Source organism: Labrenzia sp. R5_0 (assembly GCF_017743835.1).
Taxonomy (GTDB): Bacteria; Pseudomonadota; Alphaproteobacteria; order Rhizobiales; family Stappiaceae; genus Roseibium; species Roseibium algicola.
In genome coordinates, this window is the sequence record NZ_JAGHRK010000002.1 from 1368637 (window position 1) to 1388232 (window position 19596).

Annotated in this window: 21 protein-coding genes; 11 read left to right on the plus strand and 10 right to left on the minus strand. The window is 60.9% G+C overall.

Going from position 1 to position 19596, the window contains the following annotated elements; genetic code table 11:
* Positions 1-72 precede the first annotated feature (72 nt).
* Positions 73-462 carry a DUF427 domain-containing protein gene (locus J7447_RS15100; protein WP_208984244.1) on the plus strand — a complete coding sequence of 130 codons (390 nt, stop codon included), beginning with the start codon at positions 73-75 and terminating at the stop codon, positions 460-462.
* 66 nt (positions 463-528) lie between these two features.
* On the opposite strand, the gene J7447_RS15105 is transcribed toward J7447_RS15100, so the two are convergent.
* The 5 genes from J7447_RS15105 to J7447_RS15125 all read right to left on the minus strand — a co-directional run bounded on the left by J7447_RS15105 (position 529) and on the right by J7447_RS15125 (position 4340).
* Positions 529-900, minus strand: a complete 372-nt coding sequence (locus tag J7447_RS15105) for a phosphate acetyltransferase (RefSeq protein ID WP_209170086.1) — start codon at positions 898-900, stop codon at positions 529-531.
* Entirely contained in the window at positions 897-1286 is a 390-nt protein-coding gene (locus J7447_RS15110; protein WP_209170087.1) for a MaoC/PaaZ C-terminal domain-containing protein, read from the minus strand. Before J7447_RS15110 ends, J7447_RS15105 begins: the two co-directional genes overlap by 4 nt.
* A 3-nt stretch (positions 1287-1289) precedes the next feature.
* On the minus strand, positions 1290-2831 hold the full coding sequence (locus tag J7447_RS15115) for an AMP-binding protein (RefSeq protein WP_209170088.1): 1542 nt from the start codon (positions 2829-2831) through the stop codon (positions 1290-1292).
* 98 nt (positions 2832-2929) lie between these two features.
* Positions 2930-3703 carry an enoyl-CoA hydratase/isomerase family protein gene (locus J7447_RS15120; RefSeq protein ID WP_209170089.1) on the minus strand — a complete coding sequence of 258 codons (774 nt, stop codon included), beginning with the start codon at positions 3701-3703 and terminating at the stop codon, positions 2930-2932.
* Between the two features lie 10 nt (positions 3704-3713).
* On the minus strand, positions 3714-4340 hold the full coding sequence (locus J7447_RS15125) for a TetR/AcrR family transcriptional regulator (RefSeq protein ID WP_055656335.1): 627 nt from the start codon (positions 4338-4340) through the stop codon (positions 3714-3716).
* Positions 4341-4800: 460 nt separating this feature from the next.
* Here J7447_RS15125 and hemA point away from each other — a divergent pair, with 460 nt between their 5' ends.
* The 10 genes from hemA to J7447_RS15175 all read left to right on the plus strand — a co-directional run bounded on the left by hemA (position 4801) and on the right by J7447_RS15175 (position 15059).
* Complete coding sequence (gene hemA / locus J7447_RS15130) at positions 4801-6018, plus strand: 5-aminolevulinate synthase (RefSeq protein WP_031270302.1); 1218 nt, start codon at positions 4801-4803, stop codon at positions 6016-6018.
* A gap of 495 nt (positions 6019-6513) precedes the next feature.
* Positions 6514-7248, plus strand: a complete 735-nt coding sequence (locus J7447_RS15135) for a DUF1194 domain-containing protein (RefSeq protein ID WP_023003038.1) — start codon at positions 6514-6516, stop codon at positions 7246-7248.
* Positions 7249-7397: 149 nt separating this feature from the next.
* Complete coding sequence (locus J7447_RS15140; RefSeq protein WP_209170090.1) at positions 7398-8645, plus strand: cation:proton antiporter; 1248 nt, start codon at positions 7398-7400, stop codon at positions 8643-8645.
* A gap of 53 nt (positions 8646-8698) precedes the next feature.
* A complete protein-coding gene (locus J7447_RS15145; RefSeq protein ID WP_209170091.1) occupies positions 8699-10309 on the plus strand; it encodes a glutamate synthase-related protein in 1611 nt (536 codons plus the stop codon).
* Positions 10310-10339: 30 nt separating this feature from the next.
* Entirely contained in the window at positions 10340-12316 is a 1977-nt protein-coding gene (locus J7447_RS15150) for a thiamine pyrophosphate-binding protein (RefSeq protein WP_209170092.1), read from the plus strand.
* Positions 12317-12609: 293 nt separating this feature from the next.
* On the plus strand, positions 12610-12831 hold the full coding sequence (locus J7447_RS15155) for a hypothetical protein (protein ID WP_062487206.1): 222 nt from the start codon (positions 12610-12612) through the stop codon (positions 12829-12831).
* Positions 12828-12995 carry a hypothetical protein gene (locus J7447_RS15160; RefSeq protein ID WP_209170093.1) on the plus strand — a complete coding sequence of 56 codons (168 nt, stop codon included), beginning with the start codon at positions 12828-12830 and terminating at the stop codon, positions 12993-12995. The genes J7447_RS15155 and J7447_RS15160 overlap by 4 nt, the downstream gene beginning before the upstream one ends.
* Complete coding sequence (locus J7447_RS15165) at positions 12992-14059, plus strand: Rieske 2Fe-2S domain-containing protein (RefSeq protein WP_209170094.1); 1068 nt, start codon at positions 12992-12994, stop codon at positions 14057-14059. The genes J7447_RS15160 and J7447_RS15165 overlap by 4 nt, the downstream gene beginning before the upstream one ends.
* Entirely contained in the window at positions 14056-14817 is a 762-nt protein-coding gene (locus tag J7447_RS15170) for a hypothetical protein (RefSeq protein ID WP_209170095.1), read from the plus strand. The genes J7447_RS15165 and J7447_RS15170 overlap by 4 nt, the downstream gene beginning before the upstream one ends.
* Positions 14814-15059 (plus strand): hypothetical protein, encoded by a 246-nt coding sequence (locus J7447_RS15175; RefSeq protein WP_209170096.1) that lies wholly within the window; start codon positions 14814-14816, stop codon positions 15057-15059. Before J7447_RS15170 ends, J7447_RS15175 begins: the two co-directional genes overlap by 4 nt.
* Positions 15060-15104: 45 nt before the next feature.
* Here the strand turns inward: J7447_RS15175 and J7447_RS15180 are convergent, their stop codons facing one another.
* From J7447_RS15180 to J7447_RS15200, 5 genes are read right to left on the minus strand one after another with little or no spacing between them, the layout of a single operon-like run.
* Positions 15105-15899 carry an alpha/beta hydrolase gene (locus J7447_RS15180; protein WP_209170097.1) on the minus strand — a complete coding sequence of 265 codons (795 nt, stop codon included), beginning with the start codon at positions 15897-15899 and terminating at the stop codon, positions 15105-15107.
* Entirely contained in the window at positions 15896-16957 is a 1062-nt protein-coding gene (locus J7447_RS15185; protein WP_023003028.1) for a branched-chain amino acid ABC transporter permease, read from the minus strand. Before J7447_RS15185 ends, J7447_RS15180 begins: the two co-directional genes overlap by 4 nt.
* Positions 16958-16972: 15 nt before the next feature.
* Positions 16973-18001, minus strand: a complete 1029-nt coding sequence (locus tag J7447_RS15190) for a branched-chain amino acid ABC transporter permease (protein ID WP_023003027.1) — start codon at positions 17999-18001, stop codon at positions 16973-16975.
* The gene (locus J7447_RS15195) at positions 17998-18723 is read right to left on the minus strand and encodes an ABC transporter ATP-binding protein (RefSeq protein WP_055656358.1); all 726 of its coding nucleotides are present in this window, start codon (positions 18721-18723) and stop codon (positions 17998-18000) included. The genes J7447_RS15190 and J7447_RS15195 overlap by 4 nt, the downstream gene beginning before the upstream one ends.
* The gene (locus tag J7447_RS15200) at positions 18723-19505 is read right to left on the minus strand and encodes an ABC transporter ATP-binding protein (RefSeq protein ID WP_189640247.1); all 783 of its coding nucleotides are present in this window, start codon (positions 19503-19505) and stop codon (positions 18723-18725) included. Before J7447_RS15200 ends, J7447_RS15195 begins: the two co-directional genes overlap by 1 nt.
* Positions 19506-19596: the final 91 nt, after the last annotated feature.

The window sequence follows — 19596 nt, forward strand, 5'->3', positions numbered from 1 at the left end:
CCTGCAGCATAGAATTGTTTTGCGTTTCACCGTCACCATCCACACATGAGGGCCAATTCCACGGAGGACCTCATGACTGCGCAGACAATGCCCGCCTTCGATACGGCGATCCGCAACCCGGAAAACCCCGACCACCTGATGGTGATTAAGGACGTGCCCCGGCGAATTCGCATCTATCAGGGCGCGGCCCTGCTGGCGGACAGCATCAATGCGGTTCGCGTTCTTGAAATCGGCAAGTCTTTTTATGACCCCGTGATCTACGTGCCGGAAGCCGATCTAAAGACCCGGTTCGGGTATGTCGACAAGTCTACTCATTGCCCCATCAAGGGCGACGCCAGCTACATTTCCCATGATGGCGAGGAGATCGGCTGGGTCTACAGATCGCCGGTGCCGATGGCGGAGAAACTTGCCGGGCACTACGCCTTCTGGCCATCCAAGGTCCGGATCATCGAGGGCGAGTAGAAGGCTCTCGAATGCGCAACCGGTCAGCCTAACGCCGCGCGGCAGCCGAAAATCTGTAACAACGGCTCAGTCCTTGCCGACATCCTCGACATAGACCAGCGCCCGGCCCTGACAGATGCGGGTGCCGTCCTCGGCTTCACAGACCGTTTCCAGATCAACCAGGTGTTTTTCCGGCCGCAAGCGCGTGATGGTCACCGAGGCCGTCAGCGTCTCCCCGACCGGGGCGGGCGCCAGAAACTCCAGGCTCTGCTTCAGGTAGTTGGTTCCTCTCCCCGGCAGCTCGACGCCCAGCAGATAGGAAAAGAGCCCGCCGATCAGTGGTCCCGGAACAGACACCGGGACTTCCGTACCGGTTCCGGCAAGCTGCGCGAAACCACGCATGTCGTCTTCTGTGTAGCTGCGTTTGACTTCCGCGCGCGCTCCGACTTCCAGGCTCATGTCCGCCCCCCCAGTTTGCAGGAACCGGACAAGGTCACGGCCCCGTCCGCCACACGGGCGACCTCGATCAGGATCAGGTCCCCATCGTCCTCGCTCGGCGTGAACGAAAACGTCAGTTCCTCGTCCGCATAGGCCGGATTGGGAAACATCAAAGTCTGCACGGCATGGCTTCGCCCCGGATGGAGCGCCTCCAGATGCGCAAAGACCCGCGTATAAAGCAGCATTCCGTGGGAGACGGTGCGGCCGAACCGTGTGCGAGCCGAAAATTCGGGATCGACGTGGATCGGGTTGTCATCACCGGACAGATCGGCAAAGACATCGAAATCCTCCTGACGGGGGATCCAGCTAAACGTTGCGCTGTGCTGCGCGTCAGCGGTCAGGCTCATCGGTTATGCTTTCTCCAGGGAATTGTCGGCAAGGAAGTCGTCTTTCAGAATGTTCTTGCGCACCTTGCCCGCCGCGGTGCGCGGCAGGTCATCAACGACGGTAAAGCTTTTCGGCACCTTGTAGGGCGCCAGCTGCTTGCGGCACCAGTCGGCCAACGTCGTCGTGTCGAGGTCTTCGCCGGGACGCACAATCAGGAAGGCCGCACCGACCTCGCCCCACTTAGCATCAGGCACACCAATCACCACAGCCTCCAGAACGGCCGGATGACCGACAAGAACCTTCTCGACTTCGGCCGGATAGACGTTCTCGCCTCCCGAGATGTACATGTCCTTGATCCGGTCGACGATGTAGTAGTAGCCGTCCTCGTCGCGGCGCCCGATGTCACCGGATTTCAGCCAGCCGTCGACCGTGAAGGTGGCAACCGTCGCTTCCTTGTTGTCCATGTAGCCCGGCGTGATGTTCGACCCGCGAAACTGGACTTCCCCTTCCCCCGGCCCTTCGACGATACCGCCATCGCCGTCGACCAGGCGAACATCCGTCAGGATCTGCGGTTTTCCGACTGAGCCGATCTTGGCGGGCGCATGGCCCTTGTCCATCAGGAACACGGTTGGCCCGGTCTCGGTCATGCCCATGCCGTTGCAGATGGTGACGCCCCGCTCCTGAAACTCCGACAACAGGTGTTTCGGCACAGGCGCACCGCCACAGCCGAGCGACCGGACCTTCGAAAAATTCGTCTTGCCGATCCTGGGTGACAGGGCCAGCGCCTGATAGATCGCCGGAACACCGAAGAAGCAGGTGACGTTTCCGGCGGAAACGAGATCAAGCACGGTCTCCGGATCGAACTTGCGCAAGACAGTCGACATGCCGCCGTTCAGGAAGATCGGCAGCGTCGGCAGGTTGATCCCCGCCGTATGGAAGAGCGGCAGGAAATTGACGCCCTTTTCGCCGATCGAAAGACCCGTTGCCTGGCAGTAGTTGATCATGTTGGCATAGGCCATGCCTGCCGTCTGGATGACCGCCTTGGGCAGGCCCGTCGTTCCGGAAGTGTAAAGCAGATACCAAGGGGCCGAGGCCTTGACCTTGCCGCATCCGATCGCTGCAGGACTTGCCCCCGTCAGAAGACGATCAAGAGCGCTGCCGCCCCGACCCTCGGCGCCCAGAGGCAGAAGCGACAGGCCGGTTGTGGCGGCAAGTTCTTCGGCAATCTCGACAAACGCAAGATCATGAAACAGCAGCTTCGCACCGGAGGCCGCCAAGATGGGCTGCAGCTCGGCAACCGGCTGTCGCCAGTTGAGCGGCACAAGCAGGATGCCGGTTTTCTGAGCCGCAAACAGCAGCACGAAGAAATCCGGGTGGTTATGGCAGAGCACCGCCATGCGGTCGCCCTTGGCAAGGCCGCGACCCAGCAGAAGATTGCCCAACCGGGTGGCGCGCTCGTTGATCTCGCAGAAACTGAAAGATCTGCCGCTTTCATGATCGACAAAGGCTGTCGCCCCGGGCGTGAGCTCCGCCCGTTTTGCGGCCATGTCGGTTAAATATTCCATGCGTCCTCCCAACACCTGGCGGGGCCTCGAGCCAGCGCCCAGCAAGTCGAGGTGTCCGTCTTGCTGTCGCCGTCCTGGTCCTTCGGACGGGCTTCTCCTCAGGCCCGTTTCCTGGTGAATTCCTTCATGCCGTCGAGCGTGCTTTGACGACTCACCAGGTCCAGGAACCTGGCTTTTTCCTGGTCGAGACGCTCTCGCACCATCGCGCATCTGCGTGCATCCCAAACACTCTGCCGTGTCGTGCGATGGGTCTGGGCGAAGCCTTTGCCGAGATCCACGACCCAGCCGTCAACAGTTGCAACAAGCTCAGCCCCCGGCACCTGACAGACGGCAAGCCCCAGTTCCACGGCCTCCGAAGCACCGATGCGCGTGTTGCGATACTGGATCGCAAGTGCCTTAGAAGTGCCGATGCGGTCCGGCAGCAAGGCTGTCCAGCCGCCGTCCGGACCGAACCCCACCTGATTGTAGTAGGGCTGGACAAAGGCCGTCCCGGACATGGCGACCATGTCTGCCGCAAGCATCAAGCCAGCAGACCCACCCGTCACCGGCCCATTGACCGCCACCAGCACCGGCGCCGGAAAGGACAGCAGGTCGAGGATCGTCTCGTGCAAGCTGCCGACAAGCTCGTCCGAGTAGGTCATGAGTGTACCCTGCGATCCGGCATGGTCCAAAAACCCGCCAATATCGCCACCGGTCGAAAAGCTGGATCCGCGGCCCGACAGAACCAGCGCCACCGGTTCGGCCATCGCCGCTTCGGCAATGGCGCTCCGCAGTTGCGAAACCAGGGCCGGAACCAGGGCATTGTGCCGGTCCGGCCGGTTCAACCATATCCAGATCGCGCCGCTGCGTGTTTCTGCCTCAACGAGACCCATGACATGCGCCTCAGGGTTTGATGCCGTTGGCAATCAGGTCGTAGGCACTGGCAACCAGTTCGGAAATGGGTTTTTCCGACTTGAACACGACCAGCTGCTCGCCAAGGGCCCGGGCGATGCCCATAAGGGCCCAGGCACGGGTTTCCGTGTCTCCCTTGGAGATCTGGCCGGCGGCCTCGGCGGCAACCAGCCCCGACCGGTAACCGGCGGCGAATGTCTTGTAATATTCCTCATAGGCGGCGGGATCGACGAACAGTGCTTCCTGAACGATCCGGTAGAGGTCCGGATGGGCCTGGACGAATTCCAGGAAGGCCCGCAGGCCGGCCTCTTCCGCTTCCAGCCGGTTGCCGATGCCCTGCGTTGCCTCGGCGATCGTGTGTCGGACCAGCCGCCCCATTTCCAGGACAAGCTCCGAGAACACCTGCTCCTTGGTGGTGAAGTAGATATAGAAAGTGCCTTGGGCGACGCCTGCCTCACTGGTAATGTGGCCGATGGAGGCGTCGTTGTAGCCTTTCTCGCCGATCACCCTTTCGGCAGCGGTCAGGATCGCCTTTCGGGTGGCTTCACCGCGCGCCGTTTTCGGCTGGTTGCCTGCAGCCTTTTGCGGCGCGTCTGCTTCTGCGGCTGGTTTGCGCACCTGCTGTTTCCTCCCAATTCATGAAACATGAATCAGTATTCATGTTTGTGGGTTGAAAGCAAGAAACTTCTTCAAACCGGGCCGAAGAATGCGGCAATTTGGCCCCGTGCACATTTCGATGCCGTACCCATGTTTGCCGTAACCGCGAAAACTTTCCGGCAATCACCTTGGGATATTCTTCGGTTTCTCCGGGAATTGCGCACTTTTTCCGACAAGGGAACAAGGCCGGTTTTCCTTGGCAAACCACGGCAACGGACACTATGGCGATTGGACGCAGCCGGGGTTTTTGACCTTGATCAAGGCCAAAACTTTGATAAGCAGTTTTGAATGGCTATAAGTTAGCTGCTAGTCTGGAATCGGACGGAAAGGTTCCAGGCAGCAAATTGGCCGCGCGGGACGCGAGTTGCGCGGGCAGGAGAGAGGCGCTGGCAAAGGTGCCCGCGATGAGAGGATCCTGAGAATGGACGTGAACGCGTATCTGGAAGAACGCCTGGGCAAACTGCATGACAACGGCAATTACCGTGTGTTTGCAGATCTGGAACGTCAGGCAGGTGCTTTTCCGCGCGCAACCCGTTACCGCGAAGATGGTTCCGTTCAGGACGTGACCGTCTGGTGCTCCAACGATTATCTCGGCATGGGCCAGAACGAAAAGGTCGTGTCCGCGATGCAGGACGTGATCTCCAAATGCGGCGCAGGCGCAGGCGGAACGCGCAACATTTCCGGCACCAACCACTACCATGTTCTTCTGGAGAACGAGCTGGCCGACCTTCACGGCAAGGAAGCTGCTCTGATCTTCACGTCCGGTTATGTTTCCAACTGGGCAGCGCTGGGTACGCTCGCCTCCCAGGTTCCGGGCATGATCGTCTATTCGGACTCGCTCAATCACGCCTCCATGATTGAAGGCATCCGCCACGCCCGCTGCGAAAAGCGCATCTTCAAGCACAACGACTATGAAGACCTGGAACGCCAGATGGCGGCGGACGATCCGGACGCGCCGAAACTGGTCGCATTCGAAAGCGTCTATTCCATGGATGGCGACATCGCGCCGATCAAGGAGATCTGCGACGTTGCCGACAAGTTCGGTGCACTGACCTACCTCGACGAAGTGCATGCCGTCGGCATGTACGGCCCGCGCGGTGGCGGCGTTGCCGAACGCGAAGGCCTGATGGATCGTCTGACCATCATCGAAGGCACGCTCGGCAAGGCCTTCGGCGTGATGGGCGGCTACATCACCGGTTCGAAGACGGTTGTCGACTTTATCCGCTCCTTCGCCTCCGGCTTCATCTTCACCACCGCCCTGCCGCCGGCGCTGGCAGCGGGCGCAGCCGTCTCCATCCGTCACCTGAAGGACAGCCCGTTCGAGCGCAAGGCGCACAAGGACCGGGTCGCCCAGGTCCGCGCCGCTCTCGACAAGCGCGGCATCCCGCACATGGAAAACCCGAGCCACATCGTTCCGGTGATGGTGGGTGATGCCAAGAAGTGCAAATGGATCTCCGACATCCTTCTGGACACCTACGGCATCTACGTTCAGCCGATCAACTATCCGACAGTTCCGGTCGGCACGGAGCGCCTGCGCTTCACCCCGACACCGCTGCACACGGCCGAGGACATCGAACACCTCGCCAACGCGATCAATGACCTGTGGTCGCAATGTGCACTGGCCCGCGCTGTCGCGTAAGCTCTGGTTAAAAAGCAGACCCTGCAAAACCCGCTTTCCGATGGAAGGCGGGTTTTTTGTTTGTTCAATTCCAAGTGTCGTCATCCCATGGCATGACCATGGGATCCAAGCCGTTGCACCTCCATACAAAGAGCGTGAACGAGGAAACGCATTGGCATGGATTGCGGGATTAAGCACATCCGAACCTCCATGATTTGTCGTCCCGGTTTGTTGCGTCAGCAGCAAGACCGGGACCCAGTACGCCGTGTCGTATGAGACGAAAAAAAGCAAACTCTGTGAATTACTGGATCCCTGCCTGCGCAGGGATGACAAGTTGCCAGTGCTTGAGTGCAAATATTCTGTGGCGAGAGCTTCCTCGAATACGAGTGGGGCAAGCCGTATTATGACACGTGAAAACAACGACAAACTTCGCGACACGACCATCATCCACCCTGCCCTTTTCCCGACCCCGCCCTAGCTACTCTCAAATGCCTTTGCCATGGGGAGACGGTTGCGATGCGGATAATCCTTGCTGTTGTTGTCTGGTGCCTTTTTCTGATCCCCCCAGCCTTTTCCGAAGAACTCGACCTGGAACTGGTGCTCCTGGCCGATGCGACCGGGTCAATCGATGACGAGGAAATCCGCTTCCAGCGCAAGGGCTATGCCGACGCGATCACGGATCCGTCAGTGCTGAATGCCATCGCAAGCAATATCTACGGCAAGATCGTCGTCACCTATGTCGAATGGGCGGACATGCACTCCCAGGATGTTGTCGTGGACTGGACAGTCATCGACGGACCTGAGAGCGCCCAGCATTTTGCAACGGAACTGATGGCTGCCCCGCGCCGCGCCTACGGCCGCAACGCCATTGGCGCAGCGCTTCTGAAAGGCAAGGAGCTGATCGACGACAATGCGTTTGCGGGCTTGCGCAGGGTGATCGACCTTTCTGCCGACAGCGCCAACAACTGGAACGGTCCGACCATACCCGAAGCCCGGAATATCGTGGTTTCCTCGGGTATTGTCATCAACGGCCTGGCGGTTCTGTGCCGACACTGTTCCGGCCGGCCGATTGCCTACGATCTGGAAAAGCGGTTCTACGAGAGCATCATCGGCGGTCCGGCCGCCTTTGTGGTGACTGCCGACAGTCCAGCGACATTTGCCGAAGCAGTGCGCAAGAAACTGATCCTTGAAATCGCCGCCAAACCCGCCGATGCGCAGCGCATCCTGAAGCAATTGGCGGCCTTGCAGTAATCCTCACACGTGCCTTGGCCCCACCCTTTCCAAACGCATTTTCACCTTTGGCAAATCACGGCTGTCGCACAACCGCGTCATCGCATTATGATTTGAGACGGCAGCTCGCGCCATCCTAACGTCACAGCGTTCGAGGGGGATACCGTTTCATGACAACCGGCCTGTTGCTTCTGGCGCTGTTTACGGTCTGCTACACGCTGCTGGCCAGGACATTGTCGAAGGGCGTCCTGACAGCGCCGATCCTCTTCATCGGCTTCGGCTACCTGATGGCCCAGACCGGGTTGATGCCCGGAACCGATGCTGAACGCCTTCTGCATATCGTTGCCGAAATGGCTCTCATCGTCCTTCTGTTCCTGGACGCTGCCCAGATCAATCTTCAGGCCCTGCGCCAGCGCCACCAATGGCCCCTGCGCATGCTCGCCCTTGGCCTGCCACTTGCCATCATTATCGGAACCATGGCGGCCATACCGTTTTTGAGCGGCGAACCGCTCATCGTCGCCGCTCTTGCTGCCGCGCTGCTCGCCCCGACCGATGCTGCTCTCGGCCAGGCTGTCATCACCAACAAGGCGGTGCCGGAGCGGGTGCGCCGGGCGCTGACGCTGGAAAGCGGCCTCAATGACGGACTGGCCCTGCCGGCCATCTTGCTGTTCGCGAGCCTTGCCGGGGAAATGATGCAGCCGGGCGCGACAGACTGGCTGATGTTCGGCGCCAAGCAACTGATCCTTGGTCCCCTGGCGGGCGCGGCTATCGGTGCTGCGGGCGGGGTGCTGTTTCTGGCTGCCAAACGCCGGGGCATGACCACCGATACCATCGAAGGCATCGGCGCCATTGCCATGGCTTGCGGCGCTTATCTGGCCGCCGGCGAAATCGGCGGCAACGGCTTCATATCAGCGTTCGTCGCAGGGCTCTTCTTCGGCAACGTCATCAAGGGGCAATGCGCCTTCATTTACGAGTTTACCGAAAGCGAAGGCCAGATGCTTTCCTGGGGTGCCTTTTTCCTGATCGGTCTTGCCCTGTTGCCCGAAGCCATCGCTCACCTTGATGCCGCCAGCCTTGCACTCATTCTGGTGAGCCTGTTCGTGGTGCGGCCACTGGCGGTCTGGCTGTCGCTTGCCGGCACGGATGCCGCCCCGCTGACCAAGCTCTTTTTCGGCTGGTTCGGCCCGCGCGGACTGGCAACAGCCCTCTTCGCGCTGCTCGTCGTTGACCAGATCGATCACGCAATCGGCGAACAGCTCCTGAACCTGGCCGTTAACGCTGTCTGGATCAGCGCGGTCCTGCATGGTGTCACAGCCGTGCCTTTTGCCAAATGGTACGCTGCTCACATGTCCGGCAAGGACGGGGCAGCGGAACTCAAGGCCATGCCGCCCATGCGGCCGGAAGTGCCTGCCGACTGAATTTCGACCAACCCAATAGCAAGGGCGCATATCGCCAGTAGCCGGGGGAAGACATGACAAAACAGGTTGTTGCCAAACTCAGCGAATTGCCGGACAGAAAACCGACCTATGCCCTCGTCGCAGATGTCGACCTTGTGGTTGTTCGCTTCGACGACGACATCTCCGTCTTCTACGGTCGCTGCCTGCATCGCGGCGCGCTCATGTCCGATGGCTATATTAGCGGCAACAACCTCATCTGCGGTGTTCATTACTGGGATTACCGGCTCGACAGCGGCGTCTCCGAATACAACAACTCCGAGGCCCTGCCGAAATTCAAGAGCTGGGTGGAAGGCGACGATATCCTGGTCGACGAGGACGAGGTCGCCGCCTGGGCCCGGGAGCATCCGCAGCCGTTCAACCGCAACAGCTACCTCGGCCTTTATGCCGACACCAGCCACGGCACAGAGGAAGAACCTTACAACGGCCTGATCCAGCAATACGCCCGCGACGGTCTTAAAAAGACAGGTCATCATGGCCGCGTCGACGCCATGGGCGTGCCGCGCAACCAGTTGCCCGACTGGGACGATATCCAGATCCTGACGGCCCAACTGCAGAAATTCCCGCTTCTGGAGGACGAACCAGTCGGCACCGACGTTGTTGTCGGGCCGAACGCGCAGAAACCGCTGAAACTGAAGATCCCGTTGCTGGTCTCCGACATGAGCTTTGGCGCCCTGTCGGAGCCGGCCAAGATTGCCCTTGCCAGAGGCGCAGACCTTGCCGGAACCGGCATCTGCTCTGGCGAAGGCGGCATGCTGCCGGAAGAACAACAGGCCAATTCAAGGTATTTCTATGAACTTGCCTCGGCCCGTTTCGGTTTTGCATGGGACAAGCTCGACAAGGTTCAGGCATTTCACTTCAAGGGTGGCCAGGGGGCCAAGACCGGCACGGGTGGGCATCTGCCCGGTGCCAAGGTCAAGGGCAAGATTGCCGAGGTCCGCGGCTTGAAGGAAGGCGAAGACGCGATCTCGCCGCCCCGCTTTCCGGACTGGACCGATCGATCCCAGATAAAGGATTTCGCCGACGAGGTCCGCACCCGCACCGGCGGCATCCCGATCGGTTACAAGCTGTCGGCCCAGCACGTCGAAAAGGATATCGACGCGGCGCTGGAGCTGGGTGTCGACTACATCATCCTTGATGGCCGTGGCGGCGGCACCGGGGCAGCACCGATCATCTTCCGCGACAACATCTCCGTTCCGACCATTCCCGCGCTTGCCCGCGCCCGGCGGCACCTCGACACGTCGGAACGGCCGGACATCACGTTGATCATCACAGGCGGCCTGCGCAAACCGGCCGATTTCATCAAGGCCCTGGCGCTCGGTGCCGACGCGGTGGCGCTTTCCAATTCGGCCATGCAGGCCATCGGCTGTATCGCCATGCGAGCCTGCCACACCAACAATTGCCCGGTCGGGATCGCCACCCAGAAACCGCATCTGGTCAATCGGCTGGAAATCGAGAAATCCGCCCGCCAGCTGACCAACTTCTTCGAAGCATCGGTTGAACTGATGCAGGTGATGGCAAGGGCCTGCGGTCATTCGCACCTGAGCCAGTTCACCCTGGAAGACCTGACGACCTGGAAACGGGAAATGGCCGAACTATCCGGCGTTGCCTATGGCGGCATCGCGTGACCGATCGCGACGTTTAAGGGAGGAAGACCAATGGACGCTCAGGATCTCGACTGGATCAAGGTTGGACACGTCAAAGACCTGCCCGAAGGCCGGGTGAAAACGGTTACGGCGCGCACAACCTCGATCTGCCTGTCGCACTTCGAAGGCCAGTGGGCGGCGATGGACAATCATTGCCCGCATCAGCGCGGCCCGCTCGGGGAAGGTTCCATCGAGAAGGGATCGGACGGCAAATGCTGGATCCGTTGCCCCTGGCACGGTTGGGACTTCGATCCGCTGACGGGCACGCCTCCCGGCGGTCACGAGGACAGTGGCCAGAAGCTCTATCCCCTCAGGATCGATGGCGACGAGATCTACATCGGCCTGGACCCGGAGCCGCCCCATGAACGCACGGTGACCGACGTCATGGCCGAAACCATGGTCAACTGGGGCGTCAAGCGTGTCTTCGGAATGGTCGGCCACTCCAACCTCGGTCTTGCAGATGCGATACGCCGTCAGGTCGACAAGGGCGCTTTGGGCTATATCGGAATTCGCCACGAGGGCGCGGCCGCCTTCGCCGCCTCCGCCTATGGCAAGCTGACAGGCAAACCGGCAGCTTGCCTAACTATTGCCGGCCCCGGTGCGACCAACCTTCTGACCGGCCTCTGGGACGCCAAGGTCGACCGGTCACCGGTGCTGGCCCTCACCGGCCAGGTGCAGACCCAGGTGTTCGGCCCGGGGGCCTTTCAGGACATTGATCTCAAATCCGCATTCGAAGCCGTCTCGAAGTTTTCCCAGCCGGTGCTCAGCACCTCCAACCATGCCGAGCTGATGTCGCTGGCCTTGAAAACCGCGCTGGTGGAACGGGATGTCGCCAATCTCATTTTCCCCGACGACGTCCAGACCAATCCGAGCAGCCGGGAGGCAGGCAAACCCGAAGGCCGCCTCGGCGGAACCGGCATCACGCCCTCCGGCGAGGATCTCGCAAAGGCCGTTGAGATGATCAACGCAGCGAAACGCCCGGTCATTGTGCTTGGCTACGGCGCCAAGGATGTTCGCGACAAGGTCGTTGCGCTTGCCGAAAAGCTCGGCGCTCCGGTCCTGACCACTTTCAAGGGCAAGGGCCTGATCCCGGACACCCACCCGCTGGCGGCCGGTGTTCTTGGCCGCTCCGGGACGCCCATTGCAAGCTGGTTCATGAACGAGGCGGATCTGATCGTCTCGCTCGGGTCTTCCTTTGCCAACCACACAGGCATCGCCCCCTACAAGACCATCATCCAGGTGGATTTCGAGCGCATGCAACTCGGCAAGTTCCATCCGGTGACCCTGCCCGTGTGGGGCGAGATCGGCACTTTCTGCGAGGCGATTGTCGATCAGGTGCTGAAACCGGCAGATGCCCCCGACCAGGCGAGCGAGCTGGTGGAACGCTGGACAATCTGGCGCGCGGAAAAGGACCTTCGTCTTTCCGAGGACGGCGGCAGGGGCATTCACTCGGCAGCCGTTTTCAAGGCTTTGAGCGATCTGTGCCCACCGGACGCGATCATCCCGGTCGACGTCGGCAACAACACCTATTCCTTCGGTCGGTATTTTGAGCCTTGCGGACAACGCATCCTGATGTCCGGCTATCTCGGCTCCATCGGCTTCAGCCTGCCGGCAGCCCTCGGCGCCTGGAGCGCGACCCAGGACTTCGAGGAATTCCGGGGCCGCAAGGTGATCTCGATTTCGGGTGACGGAGGTTTTGGTCAATACGCCATGGAGTTCACCACGGCCGTCAAATACGGAATGGATATAACCCATATCCTTTTGAACAATTCCGAGCTCGGCAAGATCTCCAAGGAGCAGCGCTCGGGCGAATGGCCGGTCTGGGAAACGAACCTCACCAACCCGTCCTTCGCCGCTTTCGCGCGCCTGTGCGGTGGTCACGGCCACCGGGTGACCGACCCCGCCGAGCTGAAAGACGCCATCGCCGATGCGATCGCCCACGACGGTCCGTCGCTGGTGGAGATCATCACGGATGCGGATCTGGTGTGATGGAAACCGTGACAAGGTCTCAATCGCTCCTTTTACGCGGCAAGGCCACTCGAGCAACACCTCCTCCTCCGTCATCCCATGGCTCGACCATGGGATCCATGCCATTGCGGTTCGACATGACGGACCTCGCTCAAGGCACGGAAACGGCATGGATTGCAGGGTCGAGCCCTGCAATGACGGGGTGAGAAGAGAAGAGCGGCCAACTCGGACCGGAAGAATTGAAGAGACCGTTGGCAATGCTTCGTAATGAGCTAAGCTGACACCAATCACATCCAGACCTGGCGGGGGTCCACTTGCAAACAGCAGCCATTCTGATCGACATCGGAAAATACTATCTCATGGCCGGCGGGCTGGTCGCGGCACTCTTTCTTGTCATCGGCATCGACCGGGTGGAGCCATCCGCACGCGGGTCTCATGTCTTCCGGCCCTTGCTCATTCCAGGTATCTGCCTGATCTGGCCGCTGGTGCTCTATCGTTGGTACGTGCTTGAAAAGCATGGGGAGGCTGGCCGGTGAAACGTGCACATCGCAAAGCCCATGCCCGTATCTGGACCGTCCTCGGCCTGCTCCTGCCGCTGGTCTTCTTCACCATTCTGGCGATGCGTCAGTCGCCCCCCACGGACAGACCGGCTGTGCTGATTGAAGCTCCGGTGGAAAGCTCCGGGGAGGCAAGCCAATGAGCGTGCAATACACACCGGTGATCTGGAATCGCAACAAGATGGTCTATGATGCCATCCTGCTGATTGCCGTTGCGCTTTATCTTTACATCTTCATTCGTGTCGGGCCGTTCTACGAGGATGTCACCCGGCCAATCGACGGTGCCATCCTGAGGATGCGTGCCTTCGGCAGTTGTGCCTTCCTGATGCTGACGGTGATCCTGTGCATCGGGCCGCTGGCACGGCTCGACCGGCGCTTTTTGCCGCTGCTTTATAACCGCCGCCATTTCGGCGTGATGACCGCCGGTATTGCCGCCGTTCACGCCAACTATGTGCTTGGCTGGTATTTCAACTTCTCACCGACAGACAGCTACGTCGCGTTACTGTCGTCCAACACAAGCTACGGGCAGGTGATCGGCTTTCCCTTCGAGGCTTTCGGTATCGCTGCTCTTCTGATCCTGTTCGTACTGGCTGCCACCAGCCATGATTTCTGGCTCAGCTTTCTGGGAGCGCCGATCTGGAAGGCGCTGCACATGTTCATCTATGCCGCCTACGCCTTCGTGGTGTTGCATGTCGCGCTCGGCGCGCTGCAGGGACCGTCAGATCCCATCTTCACCGGCATGGTTGCGGCAAGCGTTGTCATGGTCTGCGGTCTTCACTTTGCAAGCGGACGCCTGGAGGCCAATCGGGAAAAGGGCGATGCCACGGCAAAGGCTTCCCTGGAGGAAGCCGGCTGGGTCGTCGCCGGAGAGGTGGACGAAATCGACGACAAATGCGCCAAGGTCGTGACCCTGAGCGAAGAGGAGCGTGTCGCCATCTTCAAGTATGACGGCAAGCTGTCGGCGGTCACCAATGTCTGCGCCCACCAGAACGGTCCGCTTGGCGAGGGCAAGGTGCTGTGGGGCTGCATCACCTGCCCCTGGCACGGGTATCAGTACAATCTGGCCGACGGCTGCGCGCCCGCGCCCTTCACCGAGAAGATCGCCACCTACAAGCTGAAGCTGGTCGGCTCCACCGTTCTTCTCGATCCCAACGCTCTGCCACCCGGCACCTATGTCGAGCCGGTGGTGATCGGAGGTGCGTCATGAGCTGGAAACAAACCAAGGCGGCTCCGTTTTTCGTCGGCTATCTCAACAAGGTGCCGAAGCCACTGGTGGCCTTTCTCGGGGTCTTCTCCCTGTGTTTTGTCGCGGGACTGGGCCTTGCAGCCTTCGCCCTGTCCACCACCCAGAACGATCCGGGCAGCGGCACGTTTCAGTGGGGCAACAGGTTCGAGCAAACAGGCCTGCTCGAACTCCGGCCCTATCCGGTGTTCCGCATTCCGGCTGATGGCGACACCCCTGCCCGCACCTACATGCTGGCAGGCCAGGGCAAACGCGGTGTTTTTGAACAGGCAGAAGCCAATCGCGAGATGCCGGTGACCTTGCGCGGAGTGCCGGTGAACCGGGGCGATCTGACAATGATCCAGGTGGGACAGGTAGCACCTGCTACGGACGATGCGCCCGGCTTCACCCCATCCGAACCCGTCTCGCTGGGACGCTGGAAACTGACCGGTGAAATCTGCGACGGCAAGTGCTATGCGGGCGCCATGCGCCCGGGCCGGGGCCTTGCGCACAAGGCCTGCGCGGACCTTTGCCTGACCGGCGGCATTCCGCCGGTCTTCGTCTCGTCCGGACCGGTCGAGGGACGCAATTTCTTTCTCCTGGCAGGCAAGGACGGCCAGCTTCTTGGCGAAGCCATCGATCCCTTGCTGGCGCTTTACATCGAGGTCGAAGGTGAGGTCGAACAACTGGACGACCTGATGGTGTTCAAGGCGGACCTTCTGACCGCCAGGGTGCTGAAATGAGCGACCAGCCGCAAAAGCCCCTCTGGCAGACCATCCTGATCTCGCTGGTGATGACAGCGCTCCTCGCCGGGATCGCCTGGGCTGTGTGGACCTACGCCAACAGCAGCGTCCAGAATTTTGCCCCCGGCACGTTGCTGCGCGACCTCCGCTTCTTCGTCGGCCTGCTCGCCGTGTTCCTGGTTTTGAGCATCCTGGACCGGATCATTGAATTCGTGAAGACGAAGTTGGGCGGCGGACACTGAGGAAACGGTCAGGATGGCCGTCCCAAAAAGCCAAGTTTGTGCGCCTCAGCCCTTCACCAGGTTCCACAGCAGGCTGTTGAACTTGTCCGGCTCTTCCATGTGCGGCGCGTGACCCGACGCTTCAAAACCATGGAAATGGAAATCCGGAACATTGTCCGCGTGCCAGCGATGGACACCCGGGCCGTAAAGCTGGCTGCGCAGACCTGCAACCAGATGAAACGGCACGGGAAAGGCTTTCAAAAGAGGGCGGAAATCCTGCGCGGTGAGTGACGACCACATCGGCTTCAAGAGCACAGGATCGGCTGCGGCAATCTCTTTGCGGGCTAGGTCCGCAACGCACTCCGGCACGGGCAGGCCTTCGGCGAACAGTCGTCTCGCGATCCGGGCCGGCAGTTTGGCCCAATCCGCCACAATGGCATTCAGGAAATGGTCGTTGAGTTCGGCATTGAGGCCGTTCAGCGTTCCGTTCTGCCAGTCGGGGTCGTTCAGAACCTTCGGCGTCATGTCAATGGCAACGAACTGCGAGATCCGGTCCGCGCCGTGCCGCTCGATCATTGCATAGGAAACCAGCGCACCCATCGACCAACCGCAGAGGATTACTTCAGTTAGTTCGCGCTCGGCCAAAGCCGCATGAACCGCATCGGCTGCTGCCTCGATGGTCAATGGCAACCGGCCCGCTGTTTTGCCGTGGCCCGGCAGATCCGGAACAATGCAACGGGCGTCAGTTTTCAGAGCCTCGATCTGGCCTTCGAAGAACCGGCCCGGACAGGACCAGCCGTGGATCAGCACCAGCGGTCTGCCCGTTCCCTCGTCGCGGATATGCAGAATATTCCCGCTCACGCACGCCCCGCCCGTAGCCGTCCGACAATGCCCGTCGGGAAAAAATAGACCGACAGAATGAAGAGAACACCCAGCCACAACAGCCAGCGTTCCGGCGCCACCAGCGTCGAGAACACCGGCACCGCGCTGGTTGCTTCTGCAGCAACACCCATCAGGTTCTGCAGATAGGTCTGCGCCAGAATGAACAGGGTTGCCCCGAGCACGGCCCCATAGAGCGTGCCCATGCCCCCTATCACGACCATCAGCAGAATGTCGATCATGATCTCCATGGAGAGCGTTGTTGCCGGGCCGGTGTAGCGCAGCCAGATGGCCAGAAGAGAGCCTGCAAGCGCTGCCATGACTGCCGACAGAACGGTGGCCGTGGTGCGATACCAGACCACGCGGTAACCGATCGCCTCCGCCCGGAACGCATTGTCGCGAACCGCCTTCAGCGTGCGGCCGAACGGCGAGTTGACGATGCGCAGCATGACCAGGAACAGGATCGCGGCGGCGAAGAACACCAGGTAATAGGCCAGGATCTTGCCATTGATGCTGACGTCGAACACCTTCGCCTTGATAAGCTTGAAGGCGGGCGTCAGTTCGCGCGGGATCTTGTAGTTGAGCCCGTCCTCACCGCCTGTCAGCCAGGACATCTGCGACACCAGCACGGCAAAGGCGCTTGCGACCGCCAGCGTCACCATGGCAAAGAAGATCGCCTTCACCCGAAGCGAGAACAGCCCGATGGCCAGCGCGAACAGGGCCGCAACCCCGGCACCCGCCGCCGTGCCCCAGATCAGCGAACCGTAGTTCGGCCCGGTGGTCGACAAGGCAAGCGCGGTCCCATAAGCGCCGATGCCGAAGAACATGGTGTGGGCGAAGGAAACGATACCGGCATAGCCCAGCAGCAGGTCGTAACTTGCCACCAGCACGATGAAGATGCAGATCCGCGCGGCCGTCTCCAGCGACTTGGTACCGGGAAAGAGAAACGGTGCAAAGGCGAGCGAGATCAACACGATCAGCAGCAGCGCAGTCAGTAGGCCGCTGCGCGGCGTGTCGCCGGAAAGAAGTCTGGTCAGCATTATCTTGTTCCGTCCCTACTTCGCCTTGACCACCGGATAAAGGCCCTGCGGCCGCCACATCAGCACCACGACCATCAGCGCGATGGTCGAGATCAGCGCTACTTTCGGCGCCAGGAAAGCCGTGTAGTTTGCAAGCAGTCCCACTAGCATGGCGCCGATGAAGCAGCCCTCGACCGAGCCAAGGCCGCCGATGATCACCACGATGAACACCAGCACCATGATCTCCGAGCCCATGTGTGCGGTAATCGTTTCCTGATAAAGGCCCCACATGACGCCCCCGAGCCCGGCCAGCGCCGACCCGGTCATGAACACGATCAGGAACAGCCGGCGAATGCGGTAGCCGAGCGCCTCCACCATCTCGCCGTTCTCCACTCCGGCGCGCACCAGCAGACCGATCTTGGTGTTCTTCAGGATATGGCGCATGCCGATGAACAGCGCGAGGCCGATGCCGACCGCCACCAGGCGGTATTTCTCGATGGCTGCTTCGCCGATCACCAGCGATCCCTGCAAGGCTTCCGGGCGGGACATATGCAGTTCGTCCGGCCCCCAGACCACGTAGATCATCTGCTGGGCCACGATCAGCCCGCCCATGGTGACAAGGATCTGCTTCAGATGTTCGCCGTAGACCGGCATCACGATCACCCGCTCGAAGGCAAGACCGAGAAGGCCGGTGACGAGCATGGCTGCAAGGATGGCAATCAGCACGGCGGAGAGATTCATGAAGACGCTTGGCGAAGCCGTCCAGCCGGCCAGCCAGGCCAGAACCGTGAAGCCGACGAAGGCGCCGACGGCAACAAAGGCGCCATGGCCGAAGTTGATCACGTCCATCAGCCCGAAGACCACGGTCAATCCCGACGCCATGATGAAGATCATCATGCCCATGGCCAGCCCGGCCACCGTCAGTGTCAGCCAGCTCGCCGGATTGCCGATGGCAATGAGCCCGACGGCAGCCAGCACCGGCACCAGCAGCACCGGCAGTTTCTGGGCAAGCTGTTCCTTCAGCGGGATTTTCTCGATCCGCGGTTTGATCGCCGTCTCGCTCATTGATGCGCCTCCAGGCTCAGCCCCATGAGTTTTTCCTGCAAGGCGACATCCGCCACCAGTTCGTCCATGCGGCCGGAATGAATGATGTGACCATCATCCATCACCGCGACCGTGTCGCCGATGCCGGATGCCATGGCGAAATTCTGCTCCACCAGCAGGATGGTGGTGTCGGTTTCCTTCAGTTCCTTCAGCGCATCGGTCATCGCCTTGATGATCGCCGGTGCGAGGCCTTTCGTCGGCTCGTCGATCAGGATCAGCCGGCGCGGCTCGATGATCGCCCGCGCCACGGACAGCATCTGCTTCTGACCACCGGACAGCGTTCCTGCGGAGGAATTCCAGAAGCTGCCGATCGGCGGAAACAGCTCCTTGATCCAGGCAAGGCGCTTTTGGTCCATCGGCCCGTTGGCAGCGGCCAGGATCATGTTTTCGGCAACTGTCAGATCGGTGAAGATGCCCATGTCTTCCGGCACGAAGGCAATTCCCCTGCGGGATATTTCGGGCGTCGACAGTTTGGTGATGACATGATCGCCAAACCGGATATCGCCCTGGCTGGCTGTCCAAAGCCCCATGATGGTGCGTAACGTTGTGGTCTTGCCTGCGCCGTTACGGCCGAGCAGAACGGTCACCCCGCCTTCAGGCACTGCGAGGTCCACACCCTGCAGGATGTGATAGGGGCCGATGTGGGTGTGCACTCCGGAAAGGGTGAGCAGATTTTCCGCCATCACGCAGCCTCCCCGGAGGAAGCCGGTGCCTTGCCGAGATAAGCCTCCTGCACGATCGGCAGGGCAATCACTTCCGACGGTTCTCCATCGGCCACCAGCGCCCCGTTGTGCAGAACGATGATGCGGTCGGCCAGGGTGCGAATGACATCCATCTTGTGCTCCACCAGCAGGATCGTCCGGTCCATGTCGCTCTTCAGTTTCTGGATCAGCTCCAGGATCACCGGCACTTCGTCGACGCTCATTCCGGCGGTCGGCTCGTCGAACATGAGCACCTGGGGCCCAAGCGCGATCAGCAGCGCCACCTCAAGCTTGCGCTGGTCACCATGGGGCAGAGCGGAAACGGTCTGGTCGGCCTGATCGATCAGCCGAACCTCCGCCAGCACGTGGTCTGCCCGCTCCAGAAGTTCCACATGGCTTTCTGCAACGGTGAAGAGATCGAACCCCTTGCGTGCCTTCGCCTGCGCTACAAGGCGCACGTTTTCGCGCACGCTCAGGGTCGGAAAGAGATTGGTCAGCTGGAACGCCCGGCCGATCCCCCTGTCGGTGCGTTCAGGCACCGACAGTCGGGTGATGGTCTCGCCGTTGAGCAGCACAGCCCCGGAGGTCGCTGCCAGCTGACCGGAGATCAGGTTGAAATAGGTGGTCTTGCCCGCGCCGTTCGGCCCAACGATCGCCGTCAGGGTGCCTCGCTCGAAGGCGCAGGAAACGTGATCGACCGCCACATGACCGCCGAAGCGAATGGTCAGGTCCCTCGTTTCCAGAATCGGGTGTTCCTTGGCCACGATGCGCGTTCCCAGGCTTGAATTGTCGCGAAAACTGTATCGGATGAGTGCCCGGCCGGACGGGTTTCCCACCAGCCGGGCAAACTTAAGG

Excerpts from the sequence above, each read along its gene's own strand:
- J7447_RS15100 (WP_208984244.1), top strand. The coding sequence starts at position 73 with ATGACTGCGCAGACAATGCCCGCCTTCGATACGGCGATCCGCAACCCG.
- J7447_RS15175 (WP_209170096.1), top strand. The coding sequence starts at position 14,814 with ATGAGCGACCAGCCGCAAAAGCCCCTCTGGCAGACCATCCTGATCTCG.
- J7447_RS15150 (WP_209170092.1), top strand. The coding sequence starts at position 10,340 with ATGGACGCTCAGGATCTCGACTGGATCAAGGTTGGACACGTCAAAGAC.
- J7447_RS15105 (WP_209170086.1), bottom strand. The coding sequence starts at position 900 with ATGAGCCTGGAAGTCGGAGCGCGCGCGGAAGTCAAACGCAGCTACACA.
- J7447_RS15140 (WP_209170090.1), top strand. The coding sequence starts at position 7,398 with ATGACAACCGGCCTGTTGCTTCTGGCGCTGTTTACGGTCTGCTACACG.
- J7447_RS15190 (WP_023003027.1), bottom strand. The coding sequence starts at position 18,001 with ATGAGCGAGACGGCGATCAAACCGCGGATCGAGAAAATCCCGCTGAAG.
- J7447_RS15185 (WP_023003028.1), bottom strand. The coding sequence starts at position 16,957 with ATGCTGACCAGACTTCTTTCCGGCGACACGCCGCGCAGCGGCCTACTG.
- J7447_RS15110 (WP_209170087.1), bottom strand. The coding sequence starts at position 1,286 with ATGAGCCTGACCGCTGACGCGCAGCACAGCGCAACGTTTAGCTGGATC.
- J7447_RS15170 (WP_209170095.1), top strand. The coding sequence starts at position 14,056 with ATGAGCTGGAAACAAACCAAGGCGGCTCCGTTTTTCGTCGGCTATCTC.
- J7447_RS15145 (WP_209170091.1), top strand. The coding sequence starts at position 8,699 with ATGACAAAACAGGTTGTTGCCAAACTCAGCGAATTGCCGGACAGAAAA.
- hemA (WP_031270302.1), top strand. The coding sequence starts at position 4,801 with ATGGACGTGAACGCGTATCTGGAAGAACGCCTGGGCAAACTGCATGAC.
- J7447_RS15135 (WP_023003038.1), top strand. The coding sequence starts at position 6,514 with ATGCGGATAATCCTTGCTGTTGTTGTCTGGTGCCTTTTTCTGATCCCC.
- J7447_RS15195 (WP_055656358.1), bottom strand. The coding sequence starts at position 18,723 with ATGGCGGAAAATCTGCTCACCCTTTCCGGAGTGCACACCCACATCGGC.
- J7447_RS15115 (WP_209170088.1), bottom strand. The coding sequence starts at position 2,831 with ATGGAATATTTAACCGACATGGCCGCAAAACGGGCGGAGCTCACGCCC.
- J7447_RS15120 (WP_209170089.1), bottom strand. The coding sequence starts at position 3,703 with ATGGGTCTCGTTGAGGCAGAAACACGCAGCGGCGCGATCTGGATATGG.
- J7447_RS15165 (WP_209170094.1), top strand. The coding sequence starts at position 12,992 with ATGAGCGTGCAATACACACCGGTGATCTGGAATCGCAACAAGATGGTC.